The following is a 9,242-nucleotide window of genomic DNA, read 5'->3' on the forward strand; positions in this document are numbered from 1 at the left end:
GGCCTCGGCCTCGGCCTTCGGCTTGCGGACGCGGGGGGCCGTCTTGACCGGGGCGGGGGTCTCGGTGGCCGCCTCGGCGACGGTCTCGACGGCCTCGGCCTCGGCCTTCGGCTTGCGGACGCGGGTGGCCTTCTTGGCCGGAGCCGGGGCCTCGACGGCCGCCTCGACGACGGCCTCAGCGGCCTCCGCCTTCGGCTTGCGGGTCCGGGTGCGGGTGGCCTTCTTCACCTCGGCCGGAGCCTCGGCGACCGCCTCGACAGCCGCCTCGACCGTGACGGCCGCGGCGACGACGGGCTCGGCGACGACGGCCTCGGTGACCACGGCCTCGGCGACCGGAGCCGCCTCGACCGCCACCGCGGCCTCGCCCGCACCGGCCCCGCCGCGCGAGCGGCGACGGCGACGGCGCGGCGCGGCCTCGCCCTCGGTGCCCTCGACGGCCGGAGCCACCACGGCGGCGTCGGTCACGACGGCAGCGGCCTCGCCCTCGACCGCCGAGCCCCGACGGGTGCGGCGGCGCTCACGGGTGCGGCGCGGCTTCTGCTCCTCGGCCTCGGCCTCGACCGCGGGGGTGCCCGGACGGCCGGAGCCGTCACGCCCGCCGCGACCGTCCCGGCCACCGCGACCGCCGCGGCCCGAGCGGGCACCGCGCCCGCCGGTCTCGCCGAGGTCCTCGACGGCCTCCGCGTTGAGCCCGGCACGGGTGCGCTCCGAGCGCGGCAGGACACCCTTGGTGCCCGGCGCGATCTTCAGCAGCTCGTACAGGTGCGGCGAGGTGGAGTAGGTCTCCTCCGGGTCGTTGAACGACAGGTCCAGCGCCTTGTTGATCAGCTGCCAGCGCGGGATGTCGTCCCAGTCGACCAGGGTGACGGCGGTGCCGGAGGCGCCGGCCCGGCCGGTACGGCCGATCCGGTGCAGGTAGGTCTTCTCGTCCTCGGGGCACTGGTAGTTGATGACGTGGGTGACGCCCTCGACGTCGATGCCGCGGGCCGCCACGTCGGTGCAGACCAGGACGTCGACCTTGCCGTTGCGGAAGGCCCGCAGCGCCTGCTCGCGGGCGCCCTGGCCGAGGTCGCCGTGGACCGCGCCGGCCGCGAAGCCGCGCTGGGTCAGCTGGTCGGAGACGTCGGCGGCGGTGCGCTTGGTGCGGCAGAAGATCATCGCCAGCCCGCGGCCGTCGGCCTGGAGGATGCGCGAGACCATCTCGACCTTGTCCAGCGAGTGCGCACGGAAGATGTGCTGCTCGATGTTGGCGACGGTCGTGCCGGTGTCGTCCGGGGCGGTGGCCCGGATGTGGGTCGGCTGGCTCATGTACCGGCGGGCGAGGCTGATCACCTGGCCCGGCATGGTGGCCGAGAACAGCAGGGTCTGCCGCTTGGCCGGCAGCATGGTGATGATCTTCTCGACGTCGGGCAGGAAGCCCAGGTCGAGCATCTCGTCGGCCTCGTCCAGGACCAGCGAGCGGACCTTGGACAGGTTCAGCTTCTTCTGCCCGGCCAGGTCGAGCAGACGGCCCGGGGTGCCGACCACGATGTCGACGCCCTTGGAGAGCGCCTCCACCTGCGGCTCGTAGGCCCGGCCGCCGTAGACGGCGAGGACGCGCACGTCGCGCACCTTGCCGGCGGTCTGGAGGTCGTTGGTGACCTGGGTGCACAGCTCGCGGGTCGGGACGACGATCAGCGCCTGCGGGAATTCGGTGAGCTGCTCCGCGGCGGCCCGGCCGGCGTCCACGTCGGCGCGCACGACGACCCGCTCGATCAGCGGGAGGCCGAAGCCGAGGGTCTTGCCGGTGCCGGTCTTGGCCTGGCCGATGACGTCGTGGCCGGTCAGCGCGACCGGGAGGGTCATCTCCTGGATGGGGAAGGGGTGGACGATGCCGACGGCCTCCAGGGCCTCGGCGGTCTCCGGGAGGATCCCCAGGTCCCGGAAGGTCGTCTTGATGGGTTCAGCGGTGGTGGACAGGGTGCTGCCTCTTCCGTGTGGAGGGGCCGAGAGCGAGCGGCGGGCGGGCAGCCGCACGGCTGCGTACGGGCCTGGGCGGCCCTGATACAGCTGCGCGAACGCACAACCGCGCCGGTCCCTGCGGCCGGCCGGTGCGCGCTGCCCCGGTGCGGGGGCGCGTCGCCGGCGGCGTCGGGGAAGGTTCCCGTGAGGGACCTGCGCGGGACCTCCGCCTCGGGGCGTGGTCTCGGCGGCCCTCGCTCGGCCACTGATGCGGTGCCAAGGCTTGAAGTCCAAGCCATGGTCGGAGCCGATCGGCTCTCCGACCGGGCATCCGCGTACATGAGGACCCGTGCTTCCGGTGCGGACACGTCCGGTTGGACGGTGCCGCTACGGAGCGGGCTCGCGCGGGTTACCGAGACGGCGGTGACACCGTGCGAACACGACGGGGCTCCGTACCACCATACAGTCAGGCGACGACTCGAACACGTGACGCGTCTGACATTGCCCCCGGCAACTGCCACCGGACCGGTCGTTCCGGCCGGTCACCGCGCGCGCCCGATGACCGGAGAGCGAGCCGGGCGGCACTAAGGTGGCGGGTCATGGAGACCCATGGTGAGACGCAGGACACGGCGGCCGGTTCGATCGGGGACTGGGCCGCGTGCTCGGCCGAACCCGGCTACCGGGCGGCCGTGCTGGACCTGCTCGGCGCGCTCGCGTACGGCGAGCTGAGCGCCTTCGAGCGGCTCGCCGAGGACGCCAAGCTGGCGCCCGACCTCGCCGACAAGGCGGCCCTGGCGCGGATGGCCTCCGCCGAGTTCCAGCACTACCAGCGCCTGCACGACCGGCTGGCCGAGATCGGCGCGAACCCGCAGGAGGCGATGCGGCCGTTCGTCGAGCCGCTGGAGCTCTTCCACCGGATGACGGCGCCCTCCGACTGGCTGGAGGGCCTGGTCAAGGCCTACGTCGGCGACGCCATCGCGACCGACTTCTACCGCGAGGTGGCCGTCCGGCTGGACGACGACACCCGCGACCTGGTGCTGGGCGTCATGTCCGACACCGGCCACGCCCAGTTCGCCGTCGACAAGGTCCGCCAGGCCATCGAGGCCGACCCGCGGGCCGGCGGGCGGCTCGCCCTGTGGGGCCGACGGCTGATGGGCGAGGCGCTCAGCCAGGCCCAGCGGGTGGTCGCCGAGCGCGACGCGCTGTCGAACCTGCTGGTCGGCGGCGTCCAGGTGCAGGGCTTCGACCTGGTCGAGGTCGGCAAGATGTTCAACCGGATCACCGAGGCGCACACCAAGCGGATGGCCGCCCTCGGCCTGGCCTCCTGACCGGCGTCCGCACACCCGCCGTGACGGCCGGGTTCACACCGCCCGGGTTCACACCGCCCGGTGCCGCCGCTGCGCGCGGTGGGTGCCGGGCCGGTGCGGGTGGTGCCGGTGCGCCGGGGCGCGCCCGGCGGCGTGATCCGGCCGGGCCAGCAGCGAGGTGAGCACGCCCGAGGCCACCGCCGCGGCCGCGACGGACACCGCCGGGTAGCGGCCGTCCAGGCTGAAGTGCGCGACCGCCCCGCCGACCAGCGCCCCCGCCAGCGCGGTGCCCGGTGTCATCCGCCGGGCGGCCCGGAAGTACGACGGCAGGGCCAGCAGGGCGGCGCCGCCCGTGACCAGGCCGACCAGGGCGAAGGCGATCCACTCGACCAGCAAGGCTGCCTCCCGGGGGGAACGGGCGTGCGACACCGGCGTCGCCACTGTCGCCGTACCCCGCCCCACCCGGCCGTACACGCGACGGTGCCCCGCTCCCTCACGGGAACGGGGCACCGGAACGATCTCGCGCGCCGCCTCAGGCGGTGCCGAAGCCGACCTTGCGGGCGGCCGACTCGCCGATCTCCACGTACGCCAGGCGCTCGGCCGGGACGATGATGCGGCGGCCGTGCTCGTCGGACAGCGCGAAGATCTTCTCCGAGCCCTCCAGCGCCTTGGCGACCGCGCTCTGGACCTCATCGGCAGTCTGCGAGCTCTCGATCACGATCTCGCGCGGCGCGTTCTGCACGCCGATCTTGACCTCCACGGCTTCCGTCCCTCCGGGTTTGCAGCCTCCACGCACGGGCACCGGACCGCCTGGGACAAGCGTTCGCGGCGACCGCGCCGTACGGCTTCACCATAGAGCACCGGATCACCGGCCCGGCGAAGGTCGGGTGATCGGCCCCGGTGGACGGTGGGGCGGTCCTACTGGGCGGCGCCCTCGCCGGCCTGCTCGCCCGGGTGCATCGGGAAGCCCTTCAGACCGCGCCAGGACAGGCTGGCGACCAGCCGGATCGCCTCGTCGCGCGGGATCTCCAGGCCCTGCGAGAGCCAGTACCGGGCGGTGATCTGGGCCAGGCCGCAGACCCCGGCGGCCAGCAGCTTGGACTCCGCCTCGGGCAGGTCGGTGTCCTCCTGGATCACCTTGCTGACCAGCGTCGCGCTCGCCTCGGAGGCCCGCTCGACCCGCTCGCGCACGGCCGGCTCGTTGGTCAGGTCCGACTCGAAGACCAGCCGGAAGGCGCCGGACTCGCTGGAGACGTAGTTGAAGTACGCCTCCATGGTGTTGGCCACGCGCTGCTTGTTGTCGGTGGTCGCCGACAGCGCCTCGCGGGTCGCGTCGACCAGCGCGTCGCAGTGCTTGTCCAGCAGCGCCAGGTACAGCTCCAGCTTCCCGGGGAAGTGCTGGTAGAGCACCGGCTTGCTCACCCCGGCGCGGTCGGCGATGTCGTCCATGGCGGCCGCGTGGTAGCCCTGGGCGACGAACACCTCCTGGGCGGCACCGAGCAGTTGTTCACGGCGGGCGCTTCGCGGCAGGCGGGCACCGCGCGGGCGCTCCTGCGCCTCCTGGATGGCCGTCACGGCGCTCCTCACTTCGGGTTCTGTCCGGGGCTGGCAAGATGGCCGATTCTACTTTTCGGTAACCGCGCCCGCGTTCGGCGGAGGCGAGAAAAGACGATCGTCCTGGTTGTCAGGAGCCCACAATACGGCGCTGACCTCGGCGTCGGCAGTGGTGTGACGGAGGCGGCCGCCGGCCGGACCGGCCCCGGGCGCCCGCCGCGCCCGTCCACGGGCCCGGCTCACTACCATCGTCCATCATGAGCGGTGCTGAGCAGCAGGTGCGTACGGTCGAGGTCCCGGGTGCGGTGCTCGCGGTGCACCGTCCGCTCGCGGACGGCGCCGCCGACGGGCGCGAGCCCGGGCTCTTCGTGCACGGCCTCGGCGGCTGGGCCGCCAACTGGGAGGCCCTGATGGGCCGGCTCTCCGGGGTGGTCGACGGCGAGGCCGTGGACCTGCCCGGTTTCGGCCGCTCCCACCCGCCCACCGACGGCGACCTCACCGTCTCCGGCCACGTCCGCGCGGTGATCGGCTACCTGGAGGCCTCCGGCCGGGGCCCGGTCCACCTGTTCGGCAACTCCCTCGGCGGCGCGGTCTCCGTCCGGCTGGCCGCCCTGCGCCCGGACCTGGTGCGCAGCCTCACCCTGGTCTCGCCGGCCCTGCCCGAGCTGCCCCCGCAGCACACCGCCTGGCCGACCGGCCTGCTCGCGCTGCCCGGGGCGCCCGCGCTGCTGCGCCGGCTGTCCGCGGGCGGGCGCGACGCCGAGGCCGCCACCGCGGACCTGCTGCGGCTGGTCTTCGGCGACCCGGACGGCCTGAGCCCGACGGTCCGGGCCGAGGCGGTGGCCGAGTACCGGCGCCGGATGGAGGTGCCGCACGCGATGCAGGCGCTGGCCGGTTCGGCCCGCGGCATCGTCTCGGCGTACACCGAGCGCGGCGAGCAGGCGTTGTGGCGGCAGGCCGAGCGGGTGACGGCGCCGGTGCTGCTGGTGTACGGGCTGCGCGACCGGCTGGTCTCCTACCGCTCGGCCCGCCGGGCCTGCGAGGCCTTCGAGGACGCCCGGCTGCTGGTGCTGCCGGAGTCCGGGCACGTGGCGATGATGGAGCACCCCGACCAGGTCGCCCGGGCGGTGCGGGAGCTGATCGGGCGCGCCGGGAGCTGATCGCGGCGGGGCCGGGGCGGGCCCGCGCGGGCGGCCGCGCATACCGCCCGGTAACGGCCCGATTCGGGCCGAGGTCACTGCGGTTCACTCGATCAGGTGGCAGGCAGGCATGTGACCGATGGATCGGCCTGGGCCGGTCCTACCTTTCTGCTGTCGGACCGAACAGGTGTGGGGGAGTCGCGGCCGCCGGAGGAACCGGAGGGCGGCCGCGGCCGAGAGGTCCCGGCGGGTCGGGCCCGACCGCCGGAGCGGGCGGGCGCCCGGGGGTACCGGACGCGGCGCTCCGGACCGGCCGTCCCCGCCGCCGTGCCGGGCGCCCCGGCGACCGCTCGGGCCGCCCGGAAATCCGTCGATCCGTCCGTGATCCCGCCCAGTGAATCCGCTCTGCCCTGGAGGTCTCCCGTGCGCGTTGCCCTGTTCACCGAGGGTGCCCGTCCGCATCCCCGGCGTGGCACCGGAGACCGGTGCGACCGGCTGGTCGAGGGCCTGCCGGAGCACGAGTTCCAGCGGTACCCGCTGACCGGGCCGAGGACCCGGGACACCGCCGAGCGGCTGCCGCCCGCCCGGCGCGGCCGGCTCGGGCCGGCCGGGCGGCAGCGGGCGCAGGAACGCTTCGCCGTGGAGCCGCCCGCGTACGCCGTGGCGGTGCTCGGCCGGGCCGACTCGCACCGCTGAGCGCCGTCCGTCGACCGCCCCGCCGTCGACCGCCCCGCCGTCGACCTCCCCGGTTGTCGATCCACCCCGGTTGTCGATCCACCCCGGGATCCGCCGTGGATCCCCGCTTTCGTCCCGTTCGTCGAATTTCAGTCCGCCAGGTCGTCCCGAGCTGGCTTCGTGGAAGGACACCCCCGATGAGGGTGCTGCTGCTGGGCGCCGACGGCTTCATCGGCCGCCGGGTCACCGACCGTCTGCTGATGGACCAGGAGTTGCAGGTGACGGTGCTCGGCCGGCGCGACTCGGCCGACATCCGCTTCGACCTGACCACCGGGAGCCCGGGCGCGCTGGCCCGGTTCCTGGACGCGGTCGCGCCGCAGGTGGTGATCAACTGCGCGGGCGCCACCTACGGCAGCTCGCGCACCCTGATCCGGTCGAACACGCTGGCCGTCGCGACCGTCTGCGAAGCGATCCGGCGCAGCCGGGAGCCGGCCCGGCTGGTGCACGTCGGCTCGGCCGCCGAGTACGGGCCGGTGCCCGGCGGGGTGCCGGTGTCCGAGCAGGCCGAGCCGCGGCCGGTGGGCCCGTACGGGGTGTCCAAGCTGGCCGGGACGGAGCTGGTGCTGGCCTCCGGGCTGGACGCGACGGTGCTGCGGGTGTTCGACGTGGTGGGGCCGGGGGCGCCGACCGCCTCGCTGTTCGGGCGGCTCGCGGAGGGCCTGCGGCGGGCGCTGGAGCGGGACGAGCACCAGGTGCGGATGCCGGACCTGTCCGGATACCGGGATTTCGTGGACGTGCGGGACGTCGCGCGGGCCATCCAGGCGGCCGCGGTGTCGGCCGCCACCGGGGTGATCAACGTCGGCAGCGGACACGCCGTCCGGGCCCGGGACGCGGCCCAGCTGCTGGTGCGGGCCTCGGGCTTCGAGGGGACGATCGTCGAGGAGAACCGGCAGGTCCTGCTGCCCGCGCAGGCCGCCGGGGCGGGCAGCGACCACCTGCCGGGGCACCACCAGGGCGGCCACCACCCCGTCGCCCACCACCTGCCCGGGCACCGTCCGGAGGGGCACCGGCCGGAGGGCCGGCCCGCGCCGGGCGAGCCGGTGCCGTGGCGGCAGGCGGACGTGCGCACCGCCCGGGACCGTCTCGGATGGCGGACGCAGGTGCCGTTGGAGGAGTCGCTCGGCGACGTCTGGCTGGAGACGGCCTGCCGGGTGTGAGCGCGTCGCGGGGTGCCCCGGGCCCGTCAACCACGGGCTGGGGGCGCCTTCCGGGGCTTCCACCATCCGGCGCCGCTCGTCTCGCATACCGGAACAGCTGTCTCGGAATAGCGGAGGGGCATGACACTGTTGGCCTAGAGAGCCACCCGCGTGGCGGAGCAACAACCCACACCGAGGTTGGCCCTGGCCATCCGCACAAGACCCATCGGAGTCCCCGTGTCGTTGCCACCCCTGGTCGAGCCGGCCGACGAGCTCACCGTTGACGAGGTCCGCCGGTACTCCCGCCACCTGATCATCCCGGACGTGGGCATGGCGGGGCAGAAGCGGCTGAAGAACGCCAAGGTGCTGTGCGTCGGCGCCGGCGGTCTCGGTTCGCCCGCCCTGCTCTACCTGGCCGCCGCCGGTGTCGGCACGCTGGGCATCGTCGAGTTCGACGTGGTCGACGAGTCGAACCTCCAGCGTCAGGTGATCCACGGCCAGTCGGACATCGGCCGTTCCAAGGCGGAGTCGGCGCGGGACTCGGTCAAGGAGATCAACCCGTACGTCGACGTGATCCTCCACGAGGAGCGCCTCGACAACTCCAACGTCATGGAGATCTTCTCCGGCTACGACCTGATCGTGGACGGCACCGACAACTTCGCCACCCGGTACCTGGTGAACGACGCCGCGGTGCTGCTCGGCAAGCCGTACGTGTGGGGCTCGATCTACCGCTTCGACGGCCAGGCCAGCGTGTTCTGGGCCGAGCACGGCCCCTGCTACCGCTGCCTCTACCCGGAGGCCCCGCCGCCGGGCATGGTCCCCTCCTGCGCCGAGGGCGGCGTGCTGGGCGTGCTGTGCGCGTCCATCGGCTCGATCCAGGTCAACGAGGCGATCAAGCTGCTGGCCGGCATCGGCGACCCGCTGGTCGGCCGGCTGATGATCTACGACGCCCTGGAGATGAACTACCGCCAGGTGAAGGTCCGCAAGGACCCGAACTGCGCCGTCTGCGGTGAGAACCCGACGGTCACCGAGCTGATCGACTACGAGGCCTTCTGCGGCGTCGTGTCGGAGGAGGCGCAGGCCGCCGCCGCCGGTTCGACCATCACCTCGCAGCAGCTCAAGCAGTGGCAGGACGACAAGGAGGACATCTACCTCATCGACGTCCGCGAGCCCGGCGAGTACGAGATCGTCAACATCCCCGGCGCGGTGCTGATCCCCAAGAACGAGTTCCTGATGGGCGACGCGCTGGAGAAGCTGCCGCAGGACAAGAAGATCGTGCTGCACTGCAAGTCGGGCGTGCGCTCGGCCGAGGTGCTGGCCGTGGTCAAGGCCGCGGGCTTCGGCAACGCCGTCCACCTGGGCGGCGGCGTGCTCGGCTGGATCAACCAGATCGAGCCGCACAAGCCGGCCTACTAGGCCCTGTCCTGGAA

At 73.8% G+C, this 9,242-nt stretch carries 9 protein-coding genes; 5 read left to right on the top strand and 4 right to left on the bottom strand.

Going from position 1 to position 9,242, the window contains the following annotated elements; genetic code table 11:
- On the bottom strand, nucleotides 1-1,845 hold a 1,845-nt coding region (locus ACFRMQ_RS32915; RefSeq protein ID WP_380734412.1), incomplete at its 3' end, for a DEAD/DEAH box helicase.
- A 695-nt stretch (nucleotides 1,846-2,540) separates the two neighbouring features.
- Between ACFRMQ_RS32915 and ACFRMQ_RS32920 the strand changes: the two genes are divergently transcribed.
- Nucleotides 2,541-3,269, top strand: coding sequence for a ferritin-like fold-containing protein (locus ACFRMQ_RS32920; protein ID WP_380734405.1), 729 nt, complete (start codon nucleotides 2,541-2,543; stop codon nucleotides 3,267-3,269).
- A gap of 48 nt (nucleotides 3,270-3,317) precedes the next feature.
- Here ACFRMQ_RS32920 and ACFRMQ_RS32925 read toward each other — a convergent pair whose 3' ends face one another.
- From ACFRMQ_RS32925 to ACFRMQ_RS32935, 3 genes are all read right to left on the bottom strand, one after another.
- Entirely contained in the window at nucleotides 3,318-3,644 is a 327-nt protein-coding gene (locus ACFRMQ_RS32925; protein WP_380734406.1) for a hypothetical protein, read from the bottom strand.
- Between the two features lie 136 nt (nucleotides 3,645-3,780).
- Nucleotides 3,781-4,008 carry a DUF3107 domain-containing protein gene (locus tag ACFRMQ_RS32930; protein WP_049660675.1) on the bottom strand — a complete coding sequence of 76 codons (228 nt, stop codon included), beginning with the start codon at nucleotides 4,006-4,008 and terminating at the stop codon, nucleotides 3,781-3,783.
- Between the two features lie 158 nt (nucleotides 4,009-4,166).
- On the bottom strand, nucleotides 4,167-4,823 hold the full coding sequence (locus ACFRMQ_RS32935; protein ID WP_380734407.1) for a TetR/AcrR family transcriptional regulator: 657 nt from the start codon (nucleotides 4,821-4,823) through the stop codon (nucleotides 4,167-4,169).
- Between the two features lie 236 nt (nucleotides 4,824-5,059).
- Between ACFRMQ_RS32935 and ACFRMQ_RS32940 the strand changes: the two genes are divergently transcribed.
- The 4 genes from ACFRMQ_RS32940 to moeZ all read left to right on the top strand — a co-directional run bounded on the left by ACFRMQ_RS32940 (nucleotide 5,060) and on the right by moeZ (nucleotide 9,228).
- Nucleotides 5,060-5,962: an alpha/beta fold hydrolase gene (locus tag ACFRMQ_RS32940; RefSeq protein WP_380734408.1), complete on the top strand. Its 903-nt coding sequence runs from the start codon at nucleotides 5,060-5,062 to the stop codon at nucleotides 5,960-5,962.
- A 402-nt stretch (nucleotides 5,963-6,364) separates the two neighbouring features.
- On the top strand, nucleotides 6,365-6,637 hold the full coding sequence (locus ACFRMQ_RS32945; protein ID WP_380734409.1) for a hypothetical protein: 273 nt from the start codon (nucleotides 6,365-6,367) through the stop codon (nucleotides 6,635-6,637).
- Between the two features lie 176 nt (nucleotides 6,638-6,813).
- Complete coding sequence (locus tag ACFRMQ_RS32950) at nucleotides 6,814-7,833, top strand: NAD-dependent epimerase/dehydratase family protein (RefSeq protein WP_380734410.1); 1,020 nt, start codon at nucleotides 6,814-6,816, stop codon at nucleotides 7,831-7,833.
- 216 nt (nucleotides 7,834-8,049) lie between these two features.
- Complete coding sequence (gene moeZ / locus ACFRMQ_RS32955; protein ID WP_380734411.1) at nucleotides 8,050-9,228, top strand: adenylyltransferase/sulfurtransferase MoeZ; 1,179 nt, start codon at nucleotides 8,050-8,052, stop codon at nucleotides 9,226-9,228.
- Nucleotides 9,229-9,242 lie beyond the last annotated feature (14 nt).

This window comes from Kitasatospora sp. NPDC056783 (assembly GCF_042789895.1).
Taxonomy (GTDB): domain Bacteria; phylum Actinomycetota; class Actinomycetes; order Streptomycetales; family Streptomycetaceae; genus Kitasatospora.